The following is a 26,030-nucleotide window of genomic DNA, read 5'->3' on the forward strand; positions in this document are numbered from 1 at the left end:
CCGGGCCGCGGTGTCTCCCACCCCGCCCCGGGGCGCCGTCCCGCACCGCCGAAAGAGCCGCCCATGTCCTCCACCCACCCCGCCGGGGCGCAGCCCGCCCACGCGCCGCTGTCGCTCGACGACCCAAGCGAGATCGGCGGCTACCGGGTGCACGCCCGCCTCGGCTCCGGCGGGATGGGTGTCGTCTACCTCGCCTACACCCCCGGTGGGCGACCCATCGCCGTGAAGGTCGTCCGCGAGGACTTCGCCGCCGACCCCGAGTTCCGTCGGCGGTTCGCCCAGGAGGTCGCCAGCGCCTGCCGTATCCACGGGCTCTTCACCGCGCAGGTGGTGGACCACGGCGTCGACGAGGCCGTCCCGTGGCTCGCCACCGCGTACGTCCCGGGTCCCTCCCTCCAGCAGGTGGTCGAGAGGCACGGACCGCTCCCTGCGCGCACGGTCCTCCTCCTCGTCGCGGGGATCGCGGAGGCCCTCCAGGCCATCCATGCCGCGGGAGTGGTCCACCGCGACCTCAAGCCCGCCAACGTCCTGATCGCCGAGGACGGCCCCCGCGTCATCGACTTCGGCATCGCGCGGGCGGCCGACGCCACCGGGCTCACCGGCACCGGGCTGCGCATCGGAACCGCCGCCTACATGGCGCCCGAGCAGGCGCTCGGCCTTCCGGTGACGTCCGCGACCGACGTGTTCGCGCTCGGTGCGCTCGCCGCCTACGTGGCCGGGGGCGCCCTGCCGTTCGGGACGGGGCCCGAATCGGCCGCGCTGTACCGGGTGGTCCACGAACCGGCCGACCTCTCCCGCGTATCGGGGGAGCTGCGCGCCCTCCTGGGCTGGTGCCTGGCCAAGCGGCCGGAGGAGCGGCCCACCCCCGCCGAGCTGATCGCGGCCGTACGCGAACATGCGGCGGTCGGTGCCACGCCGGAGTTCTCCGAGGGCTGGCTGCCGGGAGCGGTGAGACAGGAGATCGCGGGCCGGGGGGCGGGTACGGCTCCCGCGCATCCCTCGGACCGCACGCCCCCGCCCCTGCATGCCCAGCCCACGAGCACGGCCACCCCCGCGCCGGTCCGGCCGCCCACGCAGCGGGTCCCGGCGGACGAGGGCGCGAAGGAGTCGCGGCGCCGGGCCCGCCGACGGGGTGGGCGTACGGCCCTGCTCGCCGGGGCCACCGCCGCGGTTCTCGCGCTGGCCGGCGGAGCCGTGTACTACCTGTCCGCCCCGGAAGGCCCGTCCGACGCCGCCCCCGAGGTCACGTACACGCATGGCTTCTCCGACGTCGAACTGACGGCACCCGACAACGGCTACGAGTTCGATCTCGCCACCGGGAAGGTGGTGCCCGCCGAGACCGCCGGCTGGTACCTCGCCCGTGAGGGCGAGGAGCTCGTCGTGCCCGAGAACACGGACGCCTTCGTCGCCTCCGGCGACTCGCTGAGCCCGGCGGAGTGCGAGCGGGGGATCGACTCGGAACCGGTCACGCGCCTGCCGCTCGACGACCTCGCGGACGAGCGGCCGTTCTGCGTCCGCAGCTCCGACGGCGAACGGCTCGTCATCGCCCGGCTGGTCGAGGCGGGTCCCGCCGGTGGCCCGGTCACGGTCGTCGTCGGCCAGCACCGGGTGAACCGCTGACCGGCAGACCGTGCCCGGGCGGCGGAGCGACGGCGACGATCACATCGCCCCCACGTCCGGATAGGGTTCACGGCATGTCGTCTCGCAGTACTCAGATCCTGGAAGCGGCCGCCCGGGTGATCGCCCGGCGCGGGGTGCGCGGCCTTCGCGTGGAGGAACTGGCCGCGGAGGCCGGGGTCTCCACCGGCCTGATCTACTACCACTTCAAGGACCGCACCGGGATCCTGCGGCACACGCTCGAGTTCATCAACGACCGCGCCGAGCGGTACACGACCTCGCGGGACCCCGACGCGGAGCCGCTCAGCCCCCGCGAGGAGCTCGACGAGGTCCTCCTCCTGGAACTCCAGGACACCCCGGAGGTGCGGGAGAACAGCTCGGCCTGGGGCGAGCTGCGAGCCAGCGCCGTCTTCGACCCCGTCCTGCGCGAGGACCTCGCGCGGGCGACCCTGATCTGGGTGCAGGAAGTGGCCGCGCTCCTGGGCCAGGTGCAGCCCATGGCGCCGGCGGCCGCGCTCGCCGCCGCGGGGGAACGGCTCACCGCCCTCCTGGAGGGCCTGAGCATGCGCTGGCTGAGCGGCGGCCTCACGATCGACCACGCGCGCACGCTCCTGCGGGAAGCGGTCGACGTGGAGCTCACCTCACTGCGTCAGCGGTAGCCCGCACCGCACCCGGCCGTAGACCGTGCCCGGCGCCTCGCCCCCTGCGACGGTCGTCGCTTCCAGGGCCCGGCCGCGCCGCGAGTCGACCCTGCCACCCTCCCCGTGCGCCTCCGGACGTCGGCATCGGCCCGCGCGGCCGGACGCACCCGTATGCCCGCCTGAAGGGCCCACCGAGTCGCGACCATGTACATATCGGGACAAGATGACACTTCGTGGCCCTGGAGAGGCCCTCCGTGTCTCTCCGTCGGAAGGGAGACCCCGAGGATCCCCTTCCCCGAGGAGGCGGGAATGGCTGAACTCATCGTCATCGGATACGACGACCCCGAGGTGGCCGAGCAGGCCTACGGCACGGTGCTGGATCTGCAGCGCGACTATGTCGTGCACCTGAACGGTCTCGCGATCGTCTCCGTGGACGCCGACGGCAGCACGCACGTCGACACCAACAGCAAGGTCGTCGGCGCCTCCGCTGCCTCCGGCGCCATCTGGGGAGCCATCTTCGGCCTCCTCTTCCTGCTCCCGGGCGTCGGACTCCTGGCCGGAGCGGCCCTCGGCGGCCTCATCGGCAGGATCAGCAAGTCCGGAGTCGACGACGGGTTCCGCCAACAGGTGGAGGACCTCCTCAAGCCCGGCACGGCCGCCGTCGTGATCATGACCTCGAAGCTCACCGACGACAAGTTCACGGTGGCCATGCAGCCGCACGGTGGCACCGTCCTCAAGACCTCGCTCAGCGACGAGGACGAGAGGGAACTGGCCGAGCAGCTCGCCGGTCCCCAATAGCCGGGCCCCCTCACCCCGCAGAACAGCCGGAATTCGCCAGGAAGGCTTCCCCATGGACCCCGTGCTCAGCAGCGACGTTCTCGCGAAGCTGCGACAGCCCCGCCCGTACCCCGCCGTGTCCCTCGTGATGCCCACGCACCGCCGCGAGCCGGACAACGCCCAGGACCCCGTGCGCCTGCGCAACCTCGTGGCCGCGGCGGAGAAGGCGATCCAGGACGACCCGGCGGTGACCCGCGAGCGACGCGGCGACGTCCTGGACCAGCTGCGCCGGGCGGTGGCCGAGACCGACCTCGCGCACGCCGAGGACGGCCTGGTGATCTTCGTGGCCCCCGGGGAGCACTACGTGTGGACGGTGGCCCGGTCGGTCCCCGAGCGCGTCGTCCTCGCCGACACCTTCCTCACCCGGAACCTCGTCGCCGCCCAGGCCGCCGAGCAGCCCTCCTGGGCGCTCGCGGTCGCGGCCGACCGGGTCTCGCTGTGGAGCGGCAGCCCCGAGCGGGTCACCGAGCACACCGGGGACGGCTTCCCGTTCACGCGCAGCCTCGAAGACCCGGACGCGGAGCGCAAGGAGCGGATCGGCGACCTGCCCAGCACCTTCCAGGACGAGGCCACCCGCCAGTTCCTGCGCGAGGCGCACACGGCACTGCGCGCCGTACTCGCCTCCGAGCCGCGCCCGCTGTACGTGATCGGCGAACCGGCAGCCCTCGCACTTCTGGAAGACACCGGGCCGCTCCAGGCGGGCGCGACACCCGTCCACCACGGAGGTCTCGCGCGGGGACCGGCCACGGCGGTCCACGAGGCCGTCGAGCCGGCCCGCGTCGCCCGTGAGGCCGCGGCGGCGACCACCGTCCTGGCCGAACTCGACGCCGCCCGGGGGCGTCGCGAGTTCGCCGGCGGCATCGACGAGGTGTGGCAGGCCGTGAAGGACGGCCGGATCCGGCTGCTCGCCGTCGAGGACCACTACCGGACCGTCGTACGGGACGAGGGGGGCCATCTGGAGCCCGCCGAGCCCGGCGAGCCCGAGGCGCGCGACGACATGGTCGACGAGATCGTCGAACGCGCCCTCGACACCGGAGCCGAGGTCCAGTTCGTCCGCGACGACGCCCTGCTCGACATGGGCCGCATCGCCGGCGTCCTGCGCTACTGACGCCGGCACCTGCTCCCACTTCCCCATCGACTCCGGCACCGACGACGAAAGAGGACGCAAGCTGTGAACCCCACATCGACGCGCGCGAGGCGGTCGGTCCGCGCACGCGCGGTGACCGCGGCCGTCGCCGTCGTCGTCACGGGCCTCGGCGCCGCCGGACTCGTGTCCTGCGACACCGGGAACGACGACACCGGCGGCCCCACCTTCAGCGAACGGCCCACGGCCCCCGACACCGCCGGCTTCTCGGGCGAACTGCCGTCCTCCGTCGCCTCGTCGGCGGCGGAGGTGGTCGAATCCGCCCGCGCGTCCGCCTCTTCGGCGGCGGCCTCGGCCTCCGCGCGGGAAGCCGAACGCAAGGCGTCCATCGGGGCGGAGATCGAGCGTACGCGCCAACAGGCCGAGGACGAACTGAAGGACGTGAAGGCCCCGGGCAACGCGCTGAACGAGGTCGCGATGACCGGCAAGCCGCGCGCGGACACCGGCGGCGTGCTGACCGTCGTCCTGAACATCACCAACAAGACGGACGAGGAGGCCTCCTACGCCGTGCAGGTCGACTTCCTCGACGCCTCGGGCAATGTGGTCGAGACGCAGTTCGTCGGTGTCGAGGACCTCGAACCGGGCGAACGCCAGCAGCCGTTGGTCATCAGCAGGCAGCCTCCCGAGCCGGTGCTCACCCCGAGACTCACCAAGGCGCAGCGGTACTGACACAGGAGGAGAGCGGTATGTCCGAACTCATCGTCCTCGGCTACGACGATCGCGCCGTCGCGAACAGAGCCTTCGACGCGGTGCAGAAGCTCGAGGGCAGCCATGTGATCGAGCTGACCGGACTCGCCATCGTCTCGGTGGACGCGGACGGCAAGACCCATGTGGACACCCCCGCGCGGAGGAAGGGGGAGGCCGCCCTCTCGGCCACCGCCGGTGCCCTCTGGGGGATGGTCTTCGGCATGATCATCCTCACGCCGGGCATCGGCGTGGTGGGCGCCGCCGTCGGCGGACTCATCGGCAAGCTGAACCAGATGGGTGTCGACAACAAGTTCCGCGACAAGGTCCAGTCGCTGCTCGCACCCGGCTCGTCCGCCGTCGTGGTCATGGCCTCGAAGGTCACCGAGGACAAGTTCGCCGCGGCCGTCGAGCAGTTCGGCGGAACCGTGCTGAAGACCTCGCTGTCGGAGGAGAGCGAGCGGGAGCTCGCCGAGCAGCTGGCGGGCACGGGGTCTCAGGACTGACGGCTGACCCTGCTGACCGGGACACAGGGAACCGGCCACCCCGAGGCGGGGTGGCCGGTTCTTTCACGCGTCGTCAGAAATCGACCGCGTCGCGGATCAGCGGGCAGGTCATGCAGTGGCCGCCGCCGCGACCCCGGCCGAGCTCGGCACCGACGATGGTGATGACCTCGACCCCCGCCTTGCGCAGCAGCGTGTTGGTCTGGGTGTTCCGGTCGTACGTGAAGACGACACCGGGTTCGAGGGCGACGGCGTTGTTGCCGCTGTCCCACTGCTGCCGTTCGGAGGCGTACACGTCGCCGCCGGTCTCGATGACCTGGAGCTTCGGCAGACCGAGGCCCTTGGCGACCACGTCCACGAACGCGGTGCCGCCCTCGTCGGTGATGTCCACGCCGGGGGCCTTGTCGCCGGGCCGCAGGGTGAAGGTGTGGACCGAGTCCATGATCTTCGGGTAGAGCGTGACGATGTCCCGGTCGGCGAAGGTGAAGACGGTGTCCAGGTGCATCGCGGAGCGCAGCTTCGGCATGCCCGCGACGATGACCCGGTCGGCCGCGCCGTTCTCGAACAGCGAGGCGGCGACCTGGGTGATGGCCTGCCGGGAGGTGCGTTCGCTCATGCCCATGAGGACGACCCCGTTGCCGACGGGCATGATGTCGCCGCCCTCGAAGGTGGCCTGGCCCCAGTCCTGCTCGGGGTCGCCCCACCAGACGGCGGCGTCCTTGTAGTCGGGGTGGAAGCCGTAGATCGCCTTCATGAGGAGGGTCTCGCCGTGCCGGGCCGGCCAGTACAGCGGGTTCAGCGTCACGCCGCCGTACAGCCAGCAGGTGGTGTCCCGGGTGTAGAGCGTGTTCGGCAGCGGCGGCATCAGGTACTCGCGCACCCCGGTCGCCTCGCGGGCCAGGGAGACGTACCCGGAACGGAACTCCCCGGGGAGGTCGGCCGTCGACAGGCCGCCGATCAGGTAGTCGGCCAGATCGCGCGGTGCGACGGAGTCCAGGAAGGCACGGGTGTCGTCGATGAGACCGAGGCCGACCTCGTTGGCGATGATCTTCCGGTCGAGGAGCCAGGCCCGCGCCTCGGGGATCGCCATCGTCTCGGAGAGCAGATGGTGCAGCTCCACGACCTCGACGCCGCGCTGGGTCAGTTTGTTGACGAAGTCGGCGTGGTCGCGCTGTGCGTTCTCCACCCACATCACGTCGTCGAACAGCAGGTCGTCCGAGTTGGTCGGGGTCAGCCGGCGGTGGGCGAGCCCCGGGGAGCAGACAAGGACCTTGCGGAGTCGTCCGACCTCGGAGTACACGCCGAGCGCGGGCTTGGCGGACGCGTCGTTGCTGGTCATGCGGGGCCTTTCGAGTACGGGTGACGAAGGGAGGGGCGGACGAACGGAGGGGCGGGGGAGGAGGGGCTCAGAGACTGATCCAGCCGGCCGCGAGGGCCACGACCCCCATGACGGCGCCGGCGATGGAGACGACGAGGATCACCAGCTCGCGCGGGGAGAACAGCTGTCGGCCCTGCTCGCGCCGGGCCTTGACGAACAGGAAGGTCGCGGGCGCGTAGAGGATGAAGGAGACGAGTACGAACTTGAGCCCGGCCGCGGACAGCAGGAACGCCGTGTAGATCGTGGCGAGGACGCCCACGACCAGCTCCCGCCGGGTGCTCTGCCCGGTGACCTTCTCCCGCGCGGGTCTCAGCGCGATCTTCACCGCGAACGCCGCGGCGAGCAGGAACGGGATCAGGCTCAGCGCGCTGGTCAGGTCGAGGGCGAAGTTGAACGCGTCGTCGGAGAAGGCCGTGACGACCAGCACGGCCTGGCTGAGGGCCGTGGTCATCAGGAGGGCCGGGACGGGGACGTCGTCGCCGCTGGAGCGCCCCAGGAAGCGCGGCATGTCGTCGTCCTTGGCCGCCACGAAGAGCACCTCGGCGGCCATCAGGGTCCAGGCCAGATAGGCGCCGAGGACCGAGATGATGAGGCCGACGCTGACGAAGACCTTGCCCCAGGTACCGACGGCGGCCTCCAGGACGCCCGCCATGGAGGGCTGGCGCAGCTCGGCGATCTCGCTCATGGGCATGATGCCGTACGACACGATGGTCACCGAGGCGAAGACGGCGAAGACGCTGAGAAAGCCCAGGATCGTGGCCTTGCCCACGTCCTCGCGGCGCTTGGCGTGCCGGGAGTAGACGCTGGCGCCCTCGACGCCGAGGAAGACGAAGACGGTGGCGAGCATGGTGCCGCGGACCTGGTTGAACAGCGAGCCCGCGTAGTCGGCGCCGCCCCAGTTTTCCGCGAAGACGGACGCGTCGAAGGAGAACAGGGCCAGGATGACGAAGACGATGATGGGCACGACCTTGGCCACGGTCACGATCCGGTTGATCGCCGCGGCCTCCTTCACCCCGCGCCTGATCAGCAGGAAGAACGCCCACAGTCCGACGGAGGACAGGACGATCGAGAGCGCGGTGTCGCCGTCGCCGAGCGCCGGGGCGATCGCGCCGATCGTGGACATGATGAGCACCCAGTACGTCACGTTGCCGACGCAGGCGCTGGCCCAGTAGCCGAAGGCCGAGAAGAAGCCCAGGTACTCGCCGAAACCGGCCTTCGCGTACGCGTAGACACCGGCGTCCAGGTCGGGGCGGCGCACCGCGAGCGTCTGGAAGACGAACGCGAGCATCAGCATGCCGAATCCGGCGATCGCCCAGGCGATCAGCGCCCCCGCGACACCCGTCTCCTGGGCGAACCTCCGGGGCAGCGAGAACACGCCGGCGCCCACCATGGACCCGACGACCATCGCGGTCAGCGTGACGAGCGTCAGTTTCGCCGTGGGCGGGGACCCGGCGGTGGTGGCGTCCGTACTGGTACCAGCGTTCGACATGACCTACCTCGAAGGCGATTCGGTGAGGTCCCCGGGCGGCCCGGTCGTCGGGCGCTTCTCGATCGTGAAGCCGGTGATGCCGTGGAGGACGCTCGGAGTGGGACTGGCGTGGTGGAAGACCGCGTAGGGGGCGTCCGGCGGGCCATGGTTCGTTCGTCTTCGGCGGGTTCGCCGCCCTTCCTGCCCACCCCTTGAGGCGACGAGAGATGACTGGAAGCCGAATCTAGCCCGGAGGTGACGTTTTGTCACAGTAGAGAACGATTTGACGCCGCTGGTGGCAGGTGTGTCGGAGTTCCGGCGGGGACGGGCCGAACGTTGACGCGGTGCTCGAACCGGAAACGGGACGGACGGACGGCCGGACCCATGGGCTCTCGGCCACATGGCCCGAATATCGCAGTTCACCTGCTTAAACCTCACGGCGGGCAAGATCGCCGTTTCGAGGTAATGCCCTCGATCTGATGGGGTGCGCGGGGTGTACCGGCCGTTACTGTTCCCCGGGATCTGGACGGATTCCCAGAGCTTTATCCCCCTTTTCCCCTTTCATCGCTTTCACTGCTTTCTCGCTTTTCTCCTCTTTCACTGACCAAGGCACCCGTGTGCCGGTCACCACCCCCCTGCGAAGGAGAGCCCGCCTCATGACCGTTGACACGAGCCCGGACGCACAGCTGGACGCGCCGAAGCAGTCCAGCCTCAGCACCGCGGCCGCCCGGAACCTCGCCACCACGACCAAGTCCGCCCCGCAGATGCAGGAGATCAGCTCCCGCTGGCTGCTGCGGATGCTCCCCTGGGTCGAGACCAAGGGTGGCGCCTACCGGGTCAACCGCCGGCTGAGCTACACCGTCGGTGACGGGCGCATCGAGTTCGTCCAGGACGGTGCCCGCGTCCGGGTGATCCCCCGTGAGCTCGGCGAACTCGCGCTGCTGCGCGGCTTCGAGGACGAGGAGGTGCTGAACGCGCTGGCCGGCCGGTGCGTCCAGCGCGACTTCAGCGCCGGCGAGGTGCTCGTCGAGCGCGGCGCCCCCGCCGAGGAGATCCACCTCGTCGCCCACGGACGCATCAACCAGACCTCGCTCGGCAAGTACGGCGACGATGTGGCCGTGGCGGTACTCGCCGACGGCGACCGCTTCGGTGAGAACGCCCTTCTGGACGCCGACGCCCGATGGGACTACACCGCCACCGCCGAGACCTCCGGCACGCTGCTCACCCTCTCCCGCGCCGAGTTCGCCGCCGTGCTGGCCTCCGCGCCGGGCCTCCAGGCCCACATCGAGGAGTTCAGCTCGCTTCCGCTCCAGCGCCAGAACCGTCACGGTGAGGCCGAGATCGCGATGTCGGCCGGCCACACCGGCGAGGTCGCGCTGCCGGGTGCCTTCGTCGACTACGAGCTCAAGCCCCGCGAGTACGAACTCTCCGTCGCGCAGACCGTTCTGCGGGTGCACACCAGGGTCGCCGACCTCTACAACGGGCCGATGAACCAGACGGAGGAGCAGCTCAGGCTCACCATCGAGGCGCTGCGCGAGCGCCAGGAGCACGAGCTGATCAACAACCGGGAGTTCGGCCTCCTCCACAACGCCGACTTCAAGCAGCGGATCCAGACCCACTCGGGCCCGCCCACCCCGGACGACCTCGACGAGCTCCTCTGCCGCCGCCGCGGCACCAAGCTCTTCCTCGCCCACCCCCGGACGATCGCCGCGATCGGGCGCGAGTGGAACGCCCGCGGACTCAACCCGGGCACCGTCGACCTCGACGGTCAGCAGGTCCTCAGCTGGCGGGGAGTCCCGCTGCTGCCCTGCAACAAGATCCCCATCACCAAGGAGAACACCAGCTCGATCCTCGCCATGCGTCTCGGCGAGGACAACCAGGGTGTCATCGGCCTCCGCCAGACCGGTCTTCCGGAGGAGTACGAGCCCGGACTCTCGGTGCGCTTCATGGGCATCAGCGAGCAGGCGATCATGTCGTACCTCGTCACCACGTACTACTCCGCCGCCATCCTCGTGCCCAATGCGCTGGGCGTGCTCGAGAACGTGGAGATCGCCCGCAGGCACTAGGGGTGTTTCGAAAGTCCCGCACAGCACCCGCGGCGCCCGGCACGCCCCCTCGCCGCACCGGCCAAAGACCCAAGTAGCTCCTCCCCCACTCTCGGCTTCGCTCGAGCGGGGGGACCCCCATCGAGGGCCTTCGTCCGGCACGCCGAGGGCACGCACCGGACACCGCGGGCACCGCACAGGACTTTCGAAACACCCCCCAGGGCGTCTCGCCGATCAGTCCGGGCTCGCGGCGCCTGGCACGCACGCTCGCCGCGTTGGCGGCCACGGCAGCCCGGACCCTCCCGGGCCGGCCGAGCGGGCCCGGGACCCCGGACAGCCCACCCCCTCACCAAGGAGTCACGGATGCCCGAACCCGGGCTTTCCCCTCTGCAGTCGAGCCTGCCCACCGCCGCCGCCCACTTCGGGATCCATGTACTCGGACGGGCGGCCGATCCCACCGAGACGGCCGGGGCAGCCGCTCTCACGGCCGCGGCCGCCGTCGCGACCGGTACCGGCACCGCACCCCTGGTCGCTTCCGCGCCCGTGGCCGCCACCGCGCCCGTGGCCGCTCCGGCTGTCGTGGCCGCTCCGGCGTCGCCGGTCGGCGCCGTCGTGACCGCGCCGCCGGTTTCCGAGCCGGGATTCGTCCTGCCGGGACCCAGCGGCCTCGGCACCGCCGGACTGTCCCTGGCCCGTCACGAGGCGGTCCCCGAACTGCCGGAGCCTCCGGCGCCGGTGGAGGGCCGGCCGATCCCCGGCCTGTATCACCACCCGATTCCCGAACCCGACCCGGTGCGGGTGGACGAGGTCAGCCGCAGGATCAAGTCCTGGGCACTCGACGAGGTGCAGCTGTACCCCGAGGACTGGGAGGGCGAGTTCGACGGATTCTCCGTCGGGCGCTACATGGTCGCCTGCCACCCGGACGCCCCGACCGTCGAGCACCTGATGCTCGCCACACGGCTGATGGTCGCCGAGAACGCCGTCGACGACTGCTACTGCGAGGACCACGGCGGTTCGCCCATCGGCCTCGGCGGACGGCTGCTCCTCGCGCACACCGCCCTCGACCCCCTGCACACGACGAAGGAGTACCAGCCGCTCTGGGCGGAGTCGCTCCACGCGGACGCCCCGCGGCGCGCCTACCGCTCCGCCATGGAGTACTTCGTCAACCAGTCGACCCCCTCCCAGGCCGACCGGTTCCGGCACGACATGGCCCGACTGCACCTCGGCTACCTCGCCGAGGCCGCCTGGGCCGAGACGGACCACGTGCCGGAGGTGTGGGAGTACCTGGCGATGCGGCAGTTCAACAACTTCCGCCCCTGCCCCACCATCACCGACACCGTCGGCGGCTACGAACTCCCGGCGGACCTGCACGCCCAGCCGGCCATGCAGCGCGTCCTCGCGCTCGCCGGAAACGCGACCACCATCGTGAACGACCTGTACTCGTACATGAAGGAACTCGCCAGTCCCGGCAAGCACCTGAACCTGCCCGTGGTGATCGCCGAGCGCGAGGGCGTCTCCGACCGGGAGGGCTATCTGAAGGCCGTCGAGGTCCACAACGACCTCATGCACGCCTTCGAGGCCGAGGCCGCCGCCCTCGCCGCCGCCTGTCCCGCCCCGACCGTGCTGCGCTTCCTGCGGGGCGTGGCCGTGTGGGTGGACGGCAACCACTACTGGCACCAGACCAACACCTATCGCTACAGCCTGCCCGATTTCTGGTAAGAAATGGATTATCTGTGACCAGCACCGAGTACACCACCGTCAACGGCGCCGCCACCTTCGTTCCCTCCCCGGCGACGCCCTATCAGGGTGACATCGCCCGTTACTGGAACAACGAGGCCAGGCCCGTGAACCTGCGCCTGGGTGACGTGGACGGGCTCTACCACCACCACTACGGCATCGGCGACATCGACCACGCCTCCCTCGGGGACACCGAGGACAGCGAGTACGAGAAGAAGCTGATCAGCGAGCTGCACCGGCTGGAGTCCGCGCAGGCCGTGGTCCTCCTGGACAACCTCGGCGTCATCGGGCGCGACGACACGCTCGTGGACGCCGGCTGTGGTCGCGGCGGTTCGAGCGTCATGGCCCACCAGCGCTTCGGCTGCAAGGTCGAGGGCGTCACCCTTTCCTCCACGCAGGCCGAGTTCGGCAACAACCGCGCGAAGGAGCTCGGCATCGACGACCACGTCCGTGCCCAGGTCTGCAACATGCTGGACACCCCGTTCGAGAAGGGCAGCATCGCCGGCTCGTGGAACAACGAGTCGAGCATGTACGTCGACCTCGACGACCTCTTCGCCGAGCACTCCCGCTTCCTCAAGGTCGGCGGCCGCTACGTGACCATCACCGGCTGCTGGAACCCGCGCTACGGCCAGCCCTCGAAGTGGGTCTCCCAGATCAACGCGCACTTCGAGTGCAACATCCACTCCCGCCGCGAGTACCTGCGCGCGATGGCCGACAACCGCCTCGTTCCGCAGGCCGTGATCGACCTGACGCCGGACACCCTGCCCTACTGGGAGCTGCGCGCCACGTCGTCCCTGGTCACCGGCATCGAGGAGGCGTTCATCAACTCCTACAAGGACGGCTCCTTCCAGTACGTCCTGATCGCGGCCGACCGCGTCTGATCGGTCTGATCCGTCTGTGGCCGAAGGGCCGGGTCCGTCGTGTGACGGACCCGGCCCTTCCGGGCGTTCGCGGTCAGCGCGGCTCGCCGGCCTCCTTGAGGAGCCCGGCGCGGTCGATGGCGTCGCTCGCGGTGGCCGGCACGGTGCACGCGTAGGCGCCCGCCACCGCGCCGTAGAGAGCGCACCGGCCGAAGTCCTCGCCGGTCAGGCGGCCGAAGAGGAAACCGGAGGCGAAGGCGTCGCCCGCGCCGTTGGAATCGACCACCGGTTCGCGGGGCGAGACGGGCGGTACGTGCACGAGTCCGTCGGCGGTCAGCATGTACGCGCCCTCGGCTCCGGCGGTGGCGATCACGACCTCCGCCCTGCCCCGCTCCAGGATCCGGCGCATGGTCCGTTCCTTGTCCGCCAGGGCCGTGGTCGAGACGAAGACGATGTCCGCGCCGTAGGCGAAGGGCTCGTGGTAGGGGTTCTCCCCGTCCCAGTTGTGCAGGTCCGTGGAGATGCTGACGCCCGCTTCGCGCAGCTGCGGAAGGGCGAAGGCGCAGGGGTACGTGATCGAGACGTGGGCGTGACGGCTTGCCGACGCCAGGGAGCGGACCAGCTCCTCGGGCAGCCGGTCGGACTCCCGGGAGCGGCTGTCGTCGTAGAGCGAGAGCCGGCGGCCGTCGGGGCCGACGAGGTTGACGGCCCGCTTCGTCCCGCCGGGCAGGGGGACTTCGGTGAACCCGATGCCGCGGTCGCGGTGGAACGCGCGGACGAGGTCGCCGGAGGGGTCGTCGCCGATCATGTCGAGGTGATGGGTCCGCAGACCGAGCGCGCTCAGGCCCAGCGCCACGAAATCGCCGGTCTGCCCGGCGCGGGTCTCGATGCCCGGCCGGATCATGTAGCTGTCGGCGTACGGCAGGGGGAGCTCGGGGACGTACACGATCGTGTCGACGCCGGCGCCTCCCAGGACGAGGACGTCGTACTGACTGCTCATCGATGTTCCTCTCGTGCGCGGGGGATGGTTCAACTGCCGGTGATCGCTGGTGAGTCAAGCAGCCGGTGAGGTGGGTCGGCAAGATCTTGCAATCTTTTGCAGCAAGCGATGGTGGACGTTCGGCGGTTCCGGCGCGGACGCACAGAGATTCCGACCTCCGGCCGGAATCTCTGTGCGTGGTATGGACCTGACAAGCGAGGTCTCGCTACCGTGACTCCCGCGCTTGCTTGAGAGCGCTCTCAGCGCCTGCTCCCCCCACTACAGGAGGCTCCTGTGAAACGCACTTCCGCCCTGCGCGCCGCCGCTGCGGCCCTCTTACTCACCGTCGGACTCGGCGCCGCACAGGCCGCACCCGCGAGCGCCGTCCCCACCGCTGCCGAACCCGCCGCTTCGACGGGTCTCCTCGACGGCATGCGTCAGGACCTCGGGCTCACCGCGCAGCAGGCCGAGGAACGACTGACGGCCGAACGCGCCGCGGCCCGCGTGGAGTCCGAGGCGAGGGAGGCCGCGGGGGGCTCCTACGGCGGTGCCTGGTTCGACGCCCGCACCGGGCGGCTCGTCGTCGCCCTCACCGACCGCGACGAGGAGGCGGAGGTCAGGGCGCTCGGCGCCGACACCCGGCTCGTCCGGCACAGTGCCGGCGCGCTCGACCGCGCCAAGGCCCGGCTCGACGCCCGCACCGCCCCCGCGGGTGTCGCCGGCTGGCACGTCGACCCCCGCGCCAACAGCGTCGTCGTCACCGTCGTCCACGCCGACCGGAACGCCCCCGCCGTGCGTGCCTTCGTCGAGCGGGCTCGCGAGGCCGGTCCCGTCACCGTCGCCGAAACGGCGACCGCACCCCGTACGTACGCCGCCGGAACCGTCGGCGGCGATCCGTACTACACCGGCAACGTCCGCTGCTCCATAGGCTTCTCCGTCCACGGCGGCTTCGTCACGGCGGGGCACTGCGGCGGGGCCGGTGCCGCGGTCCGGGGCTGGGACGGATCCGCCATGGGGACCTTCCAGGGCTCCTCGTTCCCCGGGAACGACTACGCGTACGTGAGCATCCACAGCGGCTGGTGGACGGTGCCCGTCGTGCTCGGCTGGGGGACGGTGTCGGACCGGCTCGTCCGGGGCTCCGCCGAGGCGCCGGTGGGAGCCTCGATCTGCCGCTCCGGGTCCACGACCAAGTGGCACTGCGGCACCGTCCTGGCCAAGAACGAGACCGTGAACTACAGCCAGGGCGCCGTCCAGCAGATGACGAAGACCAGCGTGTGCGCGGAGGGCGGTGACTCCGGTGGCGCGTTCATCAGCGGCGACCAGGCCCAGGGCGTCACGTCCGGCGGCTGGGGCAACTGCTCGTCCGGCGGCGAGACCTGGTTCCAGCCCGTGAACGAGATCCTCGCCCGCTATGGCCTGACGCTGCACACGGCCTGACGGATCCCTACGGCCTGACGGCTCCGCCCGGCCTGCCTCTGCACCTGGTCCGGCTCTGCACCTGGTCCGATACCGCGCGGCTTGAGGCAGCCGCGCGGCGTCACAGGAAGTGCACGTCGTAGTGGTCCTGCCGGGAGAGGAGGTCGTCGAAGGTCTCCAGGCCCTGCTGGATGCGGCCCAGGGACCGGAAGTAGCCGAAGCGGGCGACGCCCGGCGTCAGGACCACGAGCAGGTCCGCGGTCGAGCCGGGAGCGGCACCGAAGGAATGCGGCACCCTGGGCGGGACGGAGACCAGCCCGCCGACGGCCACGGTCGTCGTACGGCCGTCCAGGGTGAACCGCGCGGAGCCGTCGAGCACGTAGAACACCTCGGTCGAGAGGGCGTGGTAGTGCGGCCGGGCGCCGGTCGCGCCCTCGCCGAGGACGAGACGATTGGCCCCCAGCGCGCCTGCCGTGTCGCCCGCGTCGGCCAGGAGGTGGAACCCGCCGCCGTGGGGGAGTCGAATCTCCTCGGCCTCTCCGGGACGTACCACCAGTGCCGTTCCGATCTCGGACATCGTTCCTCGCTCCTTCGTCATGGATCTTCGGTGTCGGGTTCCATTCGAGACCGGGAAGACCTGTCGCACCACAGGCGGTTGTCGAGGACAGACATCACCGTTCGTGATGAATGGGCCGCGCGAGGAACGAGAGGGGCGGAAAGCCTCATGGAGCTGCGCCAGCTGCGGTACTTCGTGGCCGTGGCCGAGGAAGGCGGCTTCGGGAAGGCCGCCGAGCGCCTCGGCATCGTCCAGTCGGCGGTCAGCCAGCAGATCAGGCGGCTCGAACGCGAGTGGGGCGTGGTGCTCTTCGAGCGCACCACCCGGCGGGTCGGCCTCTCCGGTGCGGGTGAACGGCTGTTGCCCGAGGCCCGCGCCGTACTCGCTGCCGCCGAGCAGGCGTCGCGCGTGGCTGCCGATGTCACGGCCGGTGACGACGGGATCCTGCGCCTCGCCGCCGTCCACGGACCGGGCGACCGGATCGACCGCGTCCTGGGTGAACTCGCCACCGGCGCACCGCACCTGCAGGTACGTCTGCACAGACTGCCGGTCGTCCGCCGACTGGCGGCGGTGCGTGCCGGAGAGCTGGACGCGGCCCTGGTCCGGGCGGTGCCGAGCGCGCCCGGTCTCGAACTGCTGCCGCTGTGGAACGATCCGCTGTACGTCGCACTGCCGGAGAGCCATCCGCTCGCGGCCGGGCGGGCGCTCCGGCTGGAGCAACTGGCCTGCCTCCCGCTCCGGCTCGCGCCCGAGGGCGGTAACCCTCCCTTCCATGAGCTGGTCACCGGCGCCCTGCACGCTGCCGCCGGGTCCCGACCGGTACCGGGGCCGCCGTTCACCGATCTCAGGGCGACCCTCGCCGCGATCGGCACGGCGCGGGCACCCTCGTGGACCCTCTTCTACGAGGTGCGCGGAGTGCCCTCGGTCCCCCGGGTGGCCGTCCGGCCGCTCACGGACCTCGCCGTGACCACGTCGCTCGCCGTACGACCGGGTCCGCCGGGCCCCGTGCTGCGACATCTGCTGCGGGCCCTGCACGCCGTGGAGCGGTAGGGGAGCAACACCGGGGCGCGCGAGGGTGGTTGACGAATGGTCTGGACCAACCTACGGTCTGCTGGAGCGCGCGCCATGCCCAGGACCATCCCCCCACGTCCCCAGGAGCACGCATGCCAGGCTCTCGTATCGCCCGTGTCCTCGGAGCGGGTCTCGCCGCCCTGCTCGCGGCCGCCGCCCTCACCGCGACCGCCACCCCGTCCGCCGCCGCCGCGGACACCTGTGCCCTCAAGCCCAAGCCCGCCGGAAAGGTGCTCCAGGGGTACTGGGAGAACTGGGACGGCGCGGCCAACGGCGTCCACCCGCCCTTCGGTTGGGCGCCCATCGACGACCCCCGCTTCGCGGCCCACGGCTACAACGTCGTCAACGCCGCCTTCCCCGTCATCCGTTCGGACGGGACGGTGCTGTGGGAGGACGGCATGGACAACACCGTCCGCGTCTCCACCCCGGCGCAGATGTGCAACGCCAAGGCGGCCGGAGCGACGCTCCTCATGTCCATCGGCGGCGCCGCCGCGGGGATCGACCTCAACTCCCGTGCCGTCGCGGACCGGTTCATCGCGACCATCGTGCCCATCCTGAAGACGTACAACTTCGACGGGATCGACATCGACATCGAGACCGGTCTTGTCGGCAGCGGCAGCATCGGCACCCTGTCCGCGTCGCAGGCCAACCTGGTGTACATCATCGACGGCGTCCTCGCCCGGATGCCCGCCGGGTTCGGACTGACGATGGCACCGGAGACCGCCTACGTCACCGGTGGCAGCATCGTCTACGGCTCGATCTGGGGCGCGTACCTGCCGATCGTCAAGAAGTACGCCGACAACGGGCGCCTGTGGTGGCTCAACATGCAGTACTACAACGGCAGCATGTACGGATGCTCGGGTGACTCCTACTCCGCGGGCACGGTCGCCGGGTTCGTCGCGCAGACCGACTGTCTGAACCGGGGCCTCGTGATCCAGGGCACCACCATCCGGGTGCCCTACGACAAGCAGGTCCCCGGCCTGCCCGCCCAGCCGGGCGCGGGCGGCGGCCACATGGCGCCGTCGCTCGTGGCCCAGGCATGGAACCACTACGGCGGGGCGCTCAAGGGCCTGATGACCTGGTCGGCGAACTGGGACGGGTCGAGGGGCTGGACCTTCGGCGACAACGTCAAGGCGCTCCAGGGGCGTTAGGCCCCTCGGAGCGGCGGATCCTTTCCGGGGAGGCCGCGGCGCGACGGCGCCGCGGTCGAGCCGGAACCAGGGATCGGGTGGCCGTCGTGGATCTCAGGGGGCGAGGAGGGGGCCGAAGGTCCGGCGGCCGATGCCTTCCGCGTCCGACAGGTCGACGATGCGGCCGGGGATGTCCGGGTGTCGTCCTGTCCAGACGTGGGCGCTCGCCGGGTCGGTGAAGAAGTTCAGCGCATCGCAGCAGGTGGACGCCGCGGGCCCGCCGCCGGGCCGCTGCCCGACGAAGACCACCGCGCTCGGCGGTTGCCAGCGCACGGTGCCGCCGGTCGAGGTGACGGTGATGGGGTCTCTGGAAGGTCAAGAGTTGATCTGGGGGTATGCGCATCGGTGACCTCGCCGCCCGCGCCGGGCTGACGACCAAGACGCTCCGCTTCTACGAGGACCGCGGTCTGCTCCCCGCGCCACTGCGGACCCCGGGCGGCTACCGCGGCTACCCCGAGCACGCCGTCACGCGTCTCGCGTTCGTCCGCGACGCGCAGCGCGCCGGTCTCACCCTCGCCGAGATCCGATCGGTCCTCGCCCTTCGCGACGACGGCCACCTGCCCTGCGCCCATGTCACCGGACTCATCCACGAGCACCTCGACGACATCGCCCGGCGAATGTCCGAGCTCGCCGCCACCCGAGACGTACTGCGCACCCTGGCCGACCGCGCCGCGGTCACCGACCCCGCCGCCTGCGAGGCGGAGGGCATCTGCACCATCCTCACGCCCGTACGGCCGTAACTCCGCGGTTCCACCGCGTCGTCCCATTCGGTGAACCTTTCACCAGGGCGCGGAAGTTGTGCTTTGCTGGCCGCATGACCCTGCTCGTGACGCGTCGACACGTGGACTACGTGCGCGTCACGACCACGGCCTGTACCGGCTGACCCGAGGCCCTCGTCCCGGCAGCCGGCCGTCGCCCGCGCGACCGCCGCGTCCCCGTCACCCCCTGAGCGTCACCCTCCGGCCGCCCTTCCGGGCCCCGTCGGCACGGGCGGGCGCGAGCGGCCTCCGGTGCAAGCCCCCCACGCGATGCGCAGACGACATCAGGAGGACCCATGACCACGCGTAACGCCCCCGTTCCCGCAGCCGAGGTCGACACCGACACCGACACCGACACCGACACCGACAGTGGTGTGAAGGCCTTCGTCGCCGAGTGGGAGGAGTGGCACCGCGACAAGGACGCCCGGCTCGCCGCCGAGCACGGCTTCCTCGCCATCACCGGCCTCCACTGGCTCACCGACGAGCCGCAGCGCGTCCCCGACACCCCCGGGGTCTGGTCGACCGGACCCGACGGCGTCACCGTCGAGCTCGACGAGGGCGCGGAACTCGTCGTCGACGGCACCGTCGTCCGGGGACGGCACGTCTTCGGCGTCATCCCCGAGCGCGGCGGCGTCGACGCGGTCTGGGGCGACATCGTCATCGAGGTCGCCAAGCGCGGCGGCCACGACGTGGTCCGGCCGCGGCACCCCGGCCACCCGCTGCGGGTGGCCTTCGCCGGAACTCCCGCGTACACGCCCGATCCGCGCTGGGTCGTCACCGGCCGGTACGTCCCCTTCCCCGAGCCGCGGCCGACCACTGTGGGTGCCTCCGTCGAGGGGCTGCGGCACGTCTACGACGCGCCGGGCCGGATCGACTTCCGGCTCGACGGCCGGGAGCTGAGCCTGACGGCGTTCAACGGGCACACGCCCGGCACCTTCACGGTGCTGTTCACCGACGCGACCTCGGGCGTCACCACGTACGCGGCCAACCGCAACCTGCGGATCGAGGCACCCGGACCCGACGGCGAGGTGGTCGTCGACTTCAACCGGGCCACCAACCTGCCCTGCGCGTACACCGACTTCGCGACCTGCCCGCTGCCGCCCGCCGAGAACCGCCTTCCCCTCGCCGTCGAGGCCGGGGAGAAGATCCCCCACGAGCGCGGCCCGATCAATCCCTGAGAGCTCCGTCGGGCGTCCGCTGCCCTGCCAGCCGGTTCAGCGCCGCCGCTGTCAGGGCGGTGATGGCCGGCGGCAGGGCCGTACGCACGTCCGGTGCGAAGAGCGGAGAGTGGTTGGGCGGGAGCCGGCCGGCCGTGGCCGCCCACTGGCGGGGGCTCGCGGTGCCGAGCATCCAGTAGACGAGGGGAACGTCCTTCTCTCCGTGGAGTGCGACGCCCGCGCCCCCGTACAGCGGGAAGTCCTCCGAAGCCAGGGACGGCGGCCAGTCGGCCACCCGGGCGGGGCCGTAGAGGGCGGTGTGGGCGGCGCGGACCGCCCGGGTCGCGGCCGGATCGCCGAACAGGGCAGGAGCACGGGAGACGGTCGAGACGTCGGGTTCGCGGGGACAGGCGGAGGTGGCGCATTCGGCCCGGACGATGCGCTCCACCGCCGTGAGCGCGCGGTCGAGGGAGGCGTCCGTGAGGGCGCGCAGTCCGACATCGCCGCGAGCGGTCCGGTCGGCTGGACCCCGGGCGTACCGGTGCCGAGCGCGAGACCGCTCCACAGCTCGGCGGCGTCCGAGGCGGCAGCACCACCGGCCGCCCCGAGCCGCAGGGCGGCGCAGGACCAGCAGGACGCCGACTCGGGGGTCATGGCCGGGCCGACGACCGCCGAGCCGCCGAACGTCCAGGCGGGCAGGAGCGTACGACCCTGCGGCACGCCCTCCCGCAGCAACGGCAGCAGCACGGCCGGGACGCCGGGCCCGGCGGCGGCCACCACCACGTCGTACCCCTCGTACGCGGACCAGCCCTCCCGAGGCCGGCCCGCCACCGGCCCGGGCAGCAGGGGCAGTTCGACGGGGCAGCCCTCCTCGGCGAGCGCGGCGACCTCCGCGCGGACGGCCGCGAACTCCTCCGGAGTCACACCGGCGGTGCCCTCGGCGAGGGAACGGTCGACGCCGATGGCGGCGCAGCCGTTCCGTACGAGGGAGAGCACGCACCAGCGGGCCACCGGCCCGTCGCCGATGACCGCGACCCGGGCCGCCCGGAAGCGGGCGAACCGGGCGTCGGCGGCATCGGCGTAGTGGTCGATGTAGGCGATCTGCGGGGCGAAGCGGGCGGCGACGGGCGGAGCGGGCACGGGCGCCGCCTCCTCCGGCGCCGGAACGGGACGGGCGAAGCCGCGCCCGTAGAGCGCCTGCACCAGCTCGCCCACCATGGCCTTCTGGGTGTCGCCGAAGCCCGCGCAGATCTCCTCGACCGCTCTGCTGCCGTCCAGGTACGGCATGAGCAGCGTGGCGAACCGGTAGCCGGACTTGGCGGTGAGCTGGAAACCGCCGTCGGCTTTGTGGAAGATCACGCCGTTCGGGGTCTGGGTGAACAGGACATCTCGACGGACTCGGGGCCGGGTTCCGGCGATCTCCGCGTACGACGTAAGGGTCATGCGTGCGTCACACCTCTCGTGGCAAGGCGAGATGGGGCCCGGGGTGGTGGGCGTCTCTGCGGGTGGGGCCGCGCCGTCACCTCAGGGCGGCGGGCCTGGTGCCGTCCAGCTGCGGGAACTCCCCGTCGCGGGGCGGGCGGAGGAGGGCGGCGGCGTGGCCGGGGGAGGGGCCCGCCGCGCGGCGGGCGTGCGCGCGCAGCAGATCGTGCGTCCAGAAGGCGCCCGGCTGGCCCTCCTCCAGGAAACCGGCGTCGAGGAGCCGCTCGACGACCTGCTCCGTCGTCTCCTCCGGAAGTCCGAGGACGGCGGCGGCCCGTGCGGTGGTGAGCGGGTCGTGGGGTGACGCGGCCAGCCGCAGATGGGCCTCGGCGAGCGCCGGCGGGAGCCGCTTCAGGGCCTCGTCCAGCCGGTGCGGCACCGACATCTGGGGATCGTCGGCGAGGCTGAGCCGGCCGACGGCGTCGTGCAGGAGCCAGTCGGTGTAGTCCGCGAGGCGGAGCCGGGGCCGGGTGAGCAGCCGAGCGGCGGCGATGCGCAGGGCGAGCGGATGGTGGCCGCACGCGGTCGCGAGGGGGAGCGCCGCGGCGGGCTCGGCGGCGATCCGCTCCCGGCCGACGACCGCGGTGAGGAGCGCCTGCGACTGCTCCGGATCGAGAGCGCCGAGCCGGTGCACGGTGCCGCCGTGGGTGGCGACGAGCGCGGCGAGCCCCATCCGGCTGGTGACGATCGCCGCACCGCAGGCGTGCGCGGTCAGCAGGGGGCGGACCTGATCGGGGCGGACGACATCGTCGAGGACGAGAAGGGCGGGGCCCCGGTGCGCCCCGGGCACGGCGGGCAGCGCCCGGCGGACTTCGTCGGCGGCCTCCTCCGCCGGGCGGGGGCTTCCGTCCGGACGGGTCAGCGGCACCAGGACGGACCCGCCGGGAAAGTGACCGCTCACCAGATGGGCGACGTGGAGCGCGAGGGCGGTCTTGCCGATGCCGGGCGCTCCGGAGAGGACGGCGAAAGGGGTTCGCGGTGATTTCTCGCGGGACCCACCGGCTGTCAACAGCCGCACCAGGGAGTCGACTTCACCCTCACGTCCGGTGAAGCCGGGCACGGTCGGAATCGGCGGAGGCGGGGGCGGGGAGGCGGGGGAGGCCTGGTCGGCAGAGGTGTGGAGGGCCTGCGGTCCGGGAGCCCCGGTCTGTTCCGCCGGCGCGGGAACACGGGACGGTACGGCGGCCGCCGGTGTCGGTAAGAGCCCGCCCGGGGACGTGGTCGCGGCGACCCGCGCCCGCGCGGCGTCGAGGCGGCCGAGGTCCTCACCCCGCAGGATCGCCAGTTCCAGACGCTGGAGTTCGGCCCGCGGATCGACGCCGAGCCGCTCCCTCAGATGCCCCTTGATCCTGCGGTACTCCGCGAGCGCCTCGGTCTGCCGGCCCGTCCGGTACAGCGCCTCGATCAGCTGCTCGGCGAACCGCTCGTGGGCGGGGTATACGCGCGTAACCTCCCAAAGATCAACGAGGGCTTCGCGACATCGGCCGTGCTCCAGTTCGATGTCGCAGACGCGCTCCAGGACCCGCAGCCGCTCCTCCGCGAGGCGGGGCACCTCGTCCCGGTGCAGCAGGTCGGAGGGGACGTTGGAGAGCAGGGCTCCCTGCCACAGGGCGAGGGCGGTCCGCAGGGTGTACGGCTCGGAGTCGTTCCCGGAGGCGGTGGCCTGCTCGACGAGGCGGCGGAAGTGGAGCAGGTCGAGCGTCCCCGGGTCGGCGTCGATGCGGTAGCCGCCCGCCACCGCGACGACGGCCTGGTTCTCGATGCCGTACTTGGCGAAGAGTCGCCGCAGTCGCAGGACACAGCTCTGCAGGGCGGTCTTGGCCGTCGGTGGGTGTTCCTCGCCCCAGACGATGTCGCGCAGGCGGTCGGTGGAGACGACGGAGCCCGGGCGGAGGAGCAGTGCGGCGAGCAGCGCGGTCGGCTTGGAGGGCGGGAGCGCCACGACGTCCCGCCCGTCGGTGACGCTGAGGGGCCCGAGCAGTTGGAATCGCACAGTTGTGTTCGCCTTCCTCGTCCGCTGGTGCCGGGTGGGTCCCCTACGGTCGGCCGGAGTCGTGCGGCGGCCGGGGGCGGGAGGTCGGGGGCCGGGCGGGTGCAGCGGGCATGGCGAACCACCGGGAAGGCAGAGGGACGGCACGAGGGAGGGGCGACGCGCTGGGCTGCTGAGGCTGCCGGAGCGGCCTGGGCGAGGGAGCGGGAGCGTGGGTGACCCCGGTCGGCGTCAGGGTCAGGAGGAACGTACAGCGGCGGCGACCGGGAGGGGACGGGGCCTGAGCCCTTCCGGACATCTGCGGGTGGGCGGTTGACGGTGCCGCGCGTGCGTGCAGCGATGCGGATTCGATGAGGACGAGGGGAGACGGTGATGAGGTCATGACACCCTCCGTCCGCTATCCGGACGACCCTCGGGAACGAGCCGCCACCCGCGGAAGATCGCCCATGAGGTACGCCGGAGGCAAAGAATGGCTGCTTCCCGACCACCCGGCATGAGCCTCGGCGGTCATGAGGGGCGAGGAATTCCAGGGGGTGTGACCCGGGTGGCCCGCCACCCTCGACCCTCCGCCCGACATGCCGCCGCGACCAGCGTGAACTACGCATCTCAGGAGAACATCCCCCGCGCGAACGGCGGGTGAGTCGATGCCCGTGGCAACCGGGGAGCCCGGACCGGCACCCGCCGCCAGGCCGACCAGGTGAGTTCCGGCCAACAGCGCGCGTCGATGGGAATCAGGGAACCGGAATCCGGAGACTGGAACGTGAACGGCCCCTGCACGGGCCGGAATTCGGGCGAGTGCGGCGTGGCCGCGATGTCGAGGAAGCTCGCCGCGTCGTCGACCTGGAACTCGGCGGGGCCGGGCGTGGCGGTGGATGCCGGCTGACGGGCGCCGCCGTCCACGGCGACTTCGCAGTCGCACGCCTCCGTCGCCGAACCATCGATGGTCGTGGCCGGCGGCAAGGTCCGCAGGGGTGCGTCCTCCCTGTGCGTCTGCTCAGGGGACAGCTGTTCGTACCCCACATGTCGGACCGCTGTTGGGATGGAGTGTCGGGAGTCGCGCGCCTGTTCCCCGGCGAGCCCATCCGGTCCTGCTAACGATGAAGCCATGGCGCTTCCGCTCCGGTCCCGCGAGGCGCTGAACCGACCCACCTCATCCGGAGACCAGGATGTTCGACGACATCGGTGCGCCGCTCCCACACGGTCTCACCGAGGCGTTCACCGAGACGGCCTCCCGCGACGGGCTCACGCTCGTCATCGGCACCGGATCGGTCGCCGCGGTCAACATCGGCGGCCTCCTCCATGAACTGTCGTCGGCACTTCCGGGACCGACGGCCGTGATCCTCACCGAGGCGGCACGGCGGTTCGTGACCCCGGCGGCGGTGCGCCACCTCGGCCGCTGCCCGGTGCTGACCTGCGAGACCACCGGCCCCGAGATTCGGCCGCTGCACGTCTGGCTCACCGACGTCGCCCGGCGGGTGCTGGTCTACCCGGCCTCGGCCGGGTTCCTCGGGCGGGTGGCCGGCGGCCTCGCGACCGACCTGGCCTCCACCACCTATCTGTGCGCGACGGGGATTCCCACCCTGGTCGTGCCGTCGATGCACCCGCGCATGTGGAACGGCGCCCTGGTACGGCAGAACGTCCGGCGGCTCATGGCCGCCGGAGCCCAGGTGCTGCCTCCCCGTGACGGTGCCGCACCACCGGTGGCGGAGGTCGCCGCGGCACTCGCCGCGCTGACCGCCGTACCGGCGCAAACTCCTCCCTCATGAGTCCCCCGAGAACGGAGCACAGCAGATGACCCCCCAGAAGACCAAGAGCGTCCCCCTCGTCCAGATCGAGGTCCTCGTCCCCGTGGACGTCCCGGCCGGGCAGCGCGCCCGCTTCGAGCAGTCCCTCGCCCGCTTCCTCTTCGGCAACGAGCGCGTCAGGCCCGAGCTGAGCGGCGTGCTGGCGGAGCACGGCGTCGACTTCAACCACCTCGCCTCGCTCGCCGCACGCGAGCCCCTCGGTGTCTGCCCGTCCCCGGGCGCCGTGGAGTTCGTCCCGAGCGACAAGCTCGCCGAGGTCTGCCGACGGCACGGCATCGACCTCACCTCGGGCGGCTGCGCCCTCATGACGTTCACGTACGACGCCTACGACGGCGCGGAGCGGCCCTCCGACGCACTGGAGATCAACATCAAGCTTCCCGGCACCACCGCACGGGACATCGCCGAGTCGGCCGAGCTCACCGAGGACGTGGCCACCGCCCTGTTCGGGGACTGCCGGCTCTCGGAGCGGGCCCGCGCCTATCTGCGCACCCACGGCGTGGACCTGGAGACGATCGCGGCGCACAACCGGGGCCTCCTCGGCGGCGACGGCGTCCCCTTCACCTCACGGGTCAGCCCGGAGATCCACGCCTATCTGAGGGACAGCGGGTTCGACGTCGACCGGTTCGGCCGCTTCGACGTCCGTCAGGTGGACGAGTCGGGCAACGACGAACTGCTGCCCTCGTCCTGGTCCAAGACCACCTGCTGCTGACGC

24 protein-coding genes are annotated in these 26,030 nt (G+C 71.7%); 16 read left to right on the top strand and 8 right to left on the bottom strand.

Features of this window, described 5'->3' with window-relative positions:
• Positions 1–63 precede the first annotated feature (63 nt).
• The 6 genes from OG514_RS29495 (at position 64) to OG514_RS29520 (ending at position 5,429) form a co-directional block, all read left to right on the top strand.
• The gene (locus tag OG514_RS29495; protein ID WP_266900013.1) at positions 64–1,620 is read left to right on the top strand and encodes a serine/threonine-protein kinase; all 1,557 of its coding nucleotides are present in this window, start codon (positions 64–66) and stop codon (positions 1,618–1,620) included.
• A 74-nt stretch (positions 1,621–1,694) separates the two neighbouring features.
• Positions 1,695–2,276 carry a TetR/AcrR family transcriptional regulator gene (locus OG514_RS29500; RefSeq protein WP_266900014.1) on the top strand — a complete coding sequence of 194 codons (582 nt, stop codon included), beginning with the start codon at positions 1,695–1,697 and terminating at the stop codon, positions 2,274–2,276.
• 291 nt (positions 2,277–2,567) lie between these two features.
• Positions 2,568–3,056 carry a DUF1269 domain-containing protein gene (locus OG514_RS29505; RefSeq protein WP_266900015.1) on the top strand — a complete coding sequence of 163 codons (489 nt, stop codon included), beginning with the start codon at positions 2,568–2,570 and terminating at the stop codon, positions 3,054–3,056.
• Between the two features lie 52 nt (positions 3,057–3,108).
• A complete protein-coding gene (locus OG514_RS29510) occupies positions 3,109–4,203 on the top strand; it encodes a chemotaxis protein (protein ID WP_266900016.1) in 1,095 nt (364 codons plus the stop codon).
• A 63-nt stretch (positions 4,204–4,266) separates the two neighbouring features.
• Positions 4,267–4,908 (top strand): FxLYD domain-containing protein, encoded by a 642-nt coding sequence (locus OG514_RS29515; protein WP_266900017.1) that lies wholly within the window; start codon positions 4,267–4,269, stop codon positions 4,906–4,908.
• A gap of 17 nt (positions 4,909–4,925) precedes the next feature.
• Positions 4,926–5,429: a DUF1269 domain-containing protein gene (locus OG514_RS29520; RefSeq protein ID WP_266900018.1), complete on the top strand. Its 504-nt coding sequence runs from the start codon at positions 4,926–4,928 to the stop codon at positions 5,427–5,429.
• A 73-nt stretch (positions 5,430–5,502) separates the two neighbouring features.
• Here the strand turns inward: OG514_RS29520 and OG514_RS29525 are convergent, their stop codons facing one another.
• Both OG514_RS29525 and OG514_RS29530 read right to left on the bottom strand, forming a co-directional pair.
• A complete protein-coding gene (locus tag OG514_RS29525; protein WP_266900019.1) occupies positions 5,503–6,765 on the bottom strand; it encodes an arginine deiminase in 1,263 nt (420 codons plus the stop codon).
• A 67-nt stretch (positions 6,766–6,832) separates the two neighbouring features.
• Positions 6,833–8,293 carry a basic amino acid/polyamine antiporter gene (locus OG514_RS29530; RefSeq protein WP_266900020.1) on the bottom strand — a complete coding sequence of 487 codons (1,461 nt, stop codon included), beginning with the start codon at positions 8,291–8,293 and terminating at the stop codon, positions 6,833–6,835.
• Between the two features lie 635 nt (positions 8,294–8,928).
• Between OG514_RS29530 and OG514_RS29535 the strand changes: the two genes are divergently transcribed.
• The 3 genes from OG514_RS29535 (at position 8,929) to OG514_RS29545 (ending at position 12,935) form a co-directional block, all read left to right on the top strand.
• Complete coding sequence (locus tag OG514_RS29535; RefSeq protein ID WP_266900021.1) at positions 8,929–10,338, top strand: family 2B encapsulin nanocompartment shell protein; 1,410 nt, start codon at positions 8,929–8,931, stop codon at positions 10,336–10,338.
• A 342-nt stretch (positions 10,339–10,680) separates the two neighbouring features.
• Entirely contained in the window at positions 10,681–12,036 is a 1,356-nt protein-coding gene (locus OG514_RS29540) for a family 2 encapsulin nanocompartment cargo protein terpene cyclase (RefSeq protein WP_266900022.1), read from the top strand.
• Between the two features lie 14 nt (positions 12,037–12,050).
• Positions 12,051–12,935, top strand: a complete 885-nt coding sequence (locus tag OG514_RS29545) for a geranyl diphosphate 2-C-methyltransferase (RefSeq protein ID WP_266900023.1) — start codon at positions 12,051–12,053, stop codon at positions 12,933–12,935.
• Positions 12,936–13,008: 73 nt separating this feature from the next.
• Here OG514_RS29545 and OG514_RS29550 read toward each other — a convergent pair whose 3' ends face one another.
• Positions 13,009–13,914: an adenosine kinase gene (locus OG514_RS29550; protein WP_266900024.1), complete on the bottom strand. Its 906-nt coding sequence runs from the start codon at positions 13,912–13,914 to the stop codon at positions 13,009–13,011.
• Between the two features lie 273 nt (positions 13,915–14,187).
• Between OG514_RS29550 and OG514_RS29555 the strand changes: the two genes are divergently transcribed.
• A complete protein-coding gene (locus OG514_RS29555) occupies positions 14,188–15,330 on the top strand; it encodes a S1 family peptidase (RefSeq protein WP_266900025.1) in 1,143 nt (380 codons plus the stop codon).
• Positions 15,331–15,430: 100 nt separating this feature from the next.
• On the opposite strand, the gene OG514_RS29560 is transcribed toward OG514_RS29555, so the two are convergent.
• Positions 15,431–15,886 (bottom strand): cupin domain-containing protein, encoded by a 456-nt coding sequence (locus OG514_RS29560; protein WP_266900026.1) that lies wholly within the window; start codon positions 15,884–15,886, stop codon positions 15,431–15,433.
• A gap of 147 nt (positions 15,887–16,033) precedes the next feature.
• On the opposite strand from OG514_RS29560, the gene OG514_RS29565 reads away from it, so the two are divergent.
• Together OG514_RS29565 and OG514_RS29570 are read left to right on the top strand one after the other, a co-directional pair.
• On the top strand, positions 16,034–16,915 hold the full coding sequence (locus OG514_RS29565) for a LysR family transcriptional regulator (RefSeq protein WP_266900027.1): 882 nt from the start codon (positions 16,034–16,036) through the stop codon (positions 16,913–16,915).
• Between the two features lie 113 nt (positions 16,916–17,028).
• On the top strand, positions 17,029–18,087 hold the full coding sequence (locus tag OG514_RS29570; RefSeq protein ID WP_266900028.1) for a chitinase: 1,059 nt from the start codon (positions 17,029–17,031) through the stop codon (positions 18,085–18,087).
• A gap of 93 nt (positions 18,088–18,180) precedes the next feature.
• On the opposite strand, the gene merB is transcribed toward OG514_RS29570, so the two are convergent.
• The gene (gene merB, locus OG514_RS29575) at positions 18,181–18,426 is read right to left on the bottom strand and encodes an organomercurial lyase (RefSeq protein WP_266901005.1); all 246 of its coding nucleotides are present in this window, start codon (positions 18,424–18,426) and stop codon (positions 18,181–18,183) included.
• Between the two features lie 35 nt (positions 18,427–18,461).
• Between merB and OG514_RS29580 the strand changes: the two genes are divergently transcribed.
• Both OG514_RS29580 and OG514_RS29585 read left to right on the top strand, forming a co-directional pair.
• Positions 18,462–18,866, top strand: coding sequence for a heavy metal-responsive transcriptional regulator (locus OG514_RS29580; protein WP_266900029.1), 405 nt, complete (start codon positions 18,462–18,464; stop codon positions 18,864–18,866).
• A 314-nt stretch (positions 18,867–19,180) separates the two neighbouring features.
• On the top strand, positions 19,181–20,062 hold the full coding sequence (locus OG514_RS29585; protein ID WP_266900030.1) for a DUF1684 domain-containing protein: 882 nt from the start codon (positions 19,181–19,183) through the stop codon (positions 20,060–20,062).
• 51 nt (positions 20,063–20,113) lie between these two features.
• On the opposite strand, the gene OG514_RS29590 is transcribed toward OG514_RS29585, so the two are convergent.
• The 3 genes from OG514_RS29590 to OG514_RS29600 form a co-directional block, all read right to left on the bottom strand.
• Entirely contained in the window at positions 20,114–21,484 is a 1,371-nt protein-coding gene (locus OG514_RS29590) for a hypothetical protein (RefSeq protein ID WP_266900031.1), read from the bottom strand.
• Positions 21,485–21,560: 76 nt separating this feature from the next.
• Positions 21,561–23,516, bottom strand: coding sequence for a BTAD domain-containing putative transcriptional regulator (locus tag OG514_RS29595; protein ID WP_266900032.1), 1,956 nt, complete (start codon positions 23,514–23,516; stop codon positions 21,561–21,563).
• A gap of 603 nt (positions 23,517–24,119) precedes the next feature.
• The gene (locus OG514_RS29600) at positions 24,120–24,473 is read right to left on the bottom strand and encodes a hypothetical protein (RefSeq protein WP_266900033.1); all 354 of its coding nucleotides are present in this window, start codon (positions 24,471–24,473) and stop codon (positions 24,120–24,122) included.
• Positions 24,474–24,679: 206 nt separating this feature from the next.
• On the opposite strand from OG514_RS29600, the gene OG514_RS29605 reads away from it, so the two are divergent.
• Positions 24,680–25,279 carry a flavoprotein gene (locus OG514_RS29605; protein ID WP_266900034.1) on the top strand — a complete coding sequence of 200 codons (600 nt, stop codon included), beginning with the start codon at positions 24,680–24,682 and terminating at the stop codon, positions 25,277–25,279.
• Positions 25,280–25,304: 25 nt separating this feature from the next.
• A complete protein-coding gene (locus tag OG514_RS29610; RefSeq protein WP_266900035.1) occupies positions 25,305–26,027 on the top strand; it encodes a hypothetical protein in 723 nt (240 codons plus the stop codon).
• Positions 26,028–26,030 lie beyond the last annotated feature (3 nt).

Origin of the sequence: Streptomyces sp. NBC_00572 (genome assembly GCF_026341815.1) — a bacterium.
GTDB lineage: Bacteria > Actinomycetota > Actinomycetes > Streptomycetales > Streptomycetaceae > Streptomyces.

What these genes read in the sequence shown, in the direction of transcription:
- OG514_RS29550 (WP_266900024.1), bottom strand. Translation starts at nt 13,914, where the DNA reads ATGAGCAGTCAGTACGACGTCCTCGTCCTGGGAGGCGCCGGCGTCGAC.
- OG514_RS29565 (WP_266900027.1), top strand. Translation starts at nt 16,034, where the DNA reads ATGGAGCTGCGCCAGCTGCGGTACTTCGTGGCCGTGGCCGAGGAAGGC.
- OG514_RS29505 (WP_266900015.1), top strand. Translation starts at nt 2,568, where the DNA reads ATGGCTGAACTCATCGTCATCGGATACGACGACCCCGAGGTGGCCGAG.
- OG514_RS29530 (WP_266900020.1), bottom strand. Translation starts at nt 8,293, where the DNA reads ATGTCGAACGCTGGTACCAGTACGGACGCCACCACCGCCGGGTCCCCG.
- OG514_RS29580 (WP_266900029.1), top strand. Translation starts at nt 18,462, where the DNA reads ATGCGCATCGGTGACCTCGCCGCCCGCGCCGGGCTGACGACCAAGACG.
- OG514_RS29535 (WP_266900021.1), top strand. Translation starts at nt 8,929, where the DNA reads ATGACCGTTGACACGAGCCCGGACGCACAGCTGGACGCGCCGAAGCAG.
- OG514_RS29585 (WP_266900030.1), top strand. Translation starts at nt 19,181, where the DNA reads ATGACCACGCGTAACGCCCCCGTTCCCGCAGCCGAGGTCGACACCGAC.
- OG514_RS29495 (WP_266900013.1), top strand. Translation starts at nt 64, where the DNA reads ATGTCCTCCACCCACCCCGCCGGGGCGCAGCCCGCCCACGCGCCGCTG.
- OG514_RS29605 (WP_266900034.1), top strand. Translation starts at nt 24,680, where the DNA reads ATGTTCGACGACATCGGTGCGCCGCTCCCACACGGTCTCACCGAGGCG.
- OG514_RS29570 (WP_266900028.1), top strand. Translation starts at nt 17,029, where the DNA reads ATGCCAGGCTCTCGTATCGCCCGTGTCCTCGGAGCGGGTCTCGCCGCC.
- OG514_RS29540 (WP_266900022.1), top strand. Translation starts at nt 10,681, where the DNA reads ATGCCCGAACCCGGGCTTTCCCCTCTGCAGTCGAGCCTGCCCACCGCC.
- OG514_RS29500 (WP_266900014.1), top strand. Translation starts at nt 1,695, where the DNA reads ATGTCGTCTCGCAGTACTCAGATCCTGGAAGCGGCCGCCCGGGTGATC.
- OG514_RS29510 (WP_266900016.1), top strand. Translation starts at nt 3,109, where the DNA reads ATGGACCCCGTGCTCAGCAGCGACGTTCTCGCGAAGCTGCGACAGCCC.
- OG514_RS29520 (WP_266900018.1), top strand. Translation starts at nt 4,926, where the DNA reads ATGTCCGAACTCATCGTCCTCGGCTACGACGATCGCGCCGTCGCGAAC.
- OG514_RS29610 (WP_266900035.1), top strand. Translation starts at nt 25,305, where the DNA reads ATGACCCCCCAGAAGACCAAGAGCGTCCCCCTCGTCCAGATCGAGGTC.
- OG514_RS29560 (WP_266900026.1), bottom strand. Translation starts at nt 15,886, where the DNA reads ATGTCCGAGATCGGAACGGCACTGGTGGTACGTCCCGGAGAGGCCGAG.
- OG514_RS29525 (WP_266900019.1), bottom strand. Translation starts at nt 6,765, where the DNA reads ATGACCAGCAACGACGCGTCCGCCAAGCCCGCGCTCGGCGTGTACTCC.
- OG514_RS29590 (WP_266900031.1), bottom strand. Translation starts at nt 21,484, where the DNA reads ATGACCCTTACGTCGTACGCGGAGATCGCCGGAACCCGGCCCCGAGTC.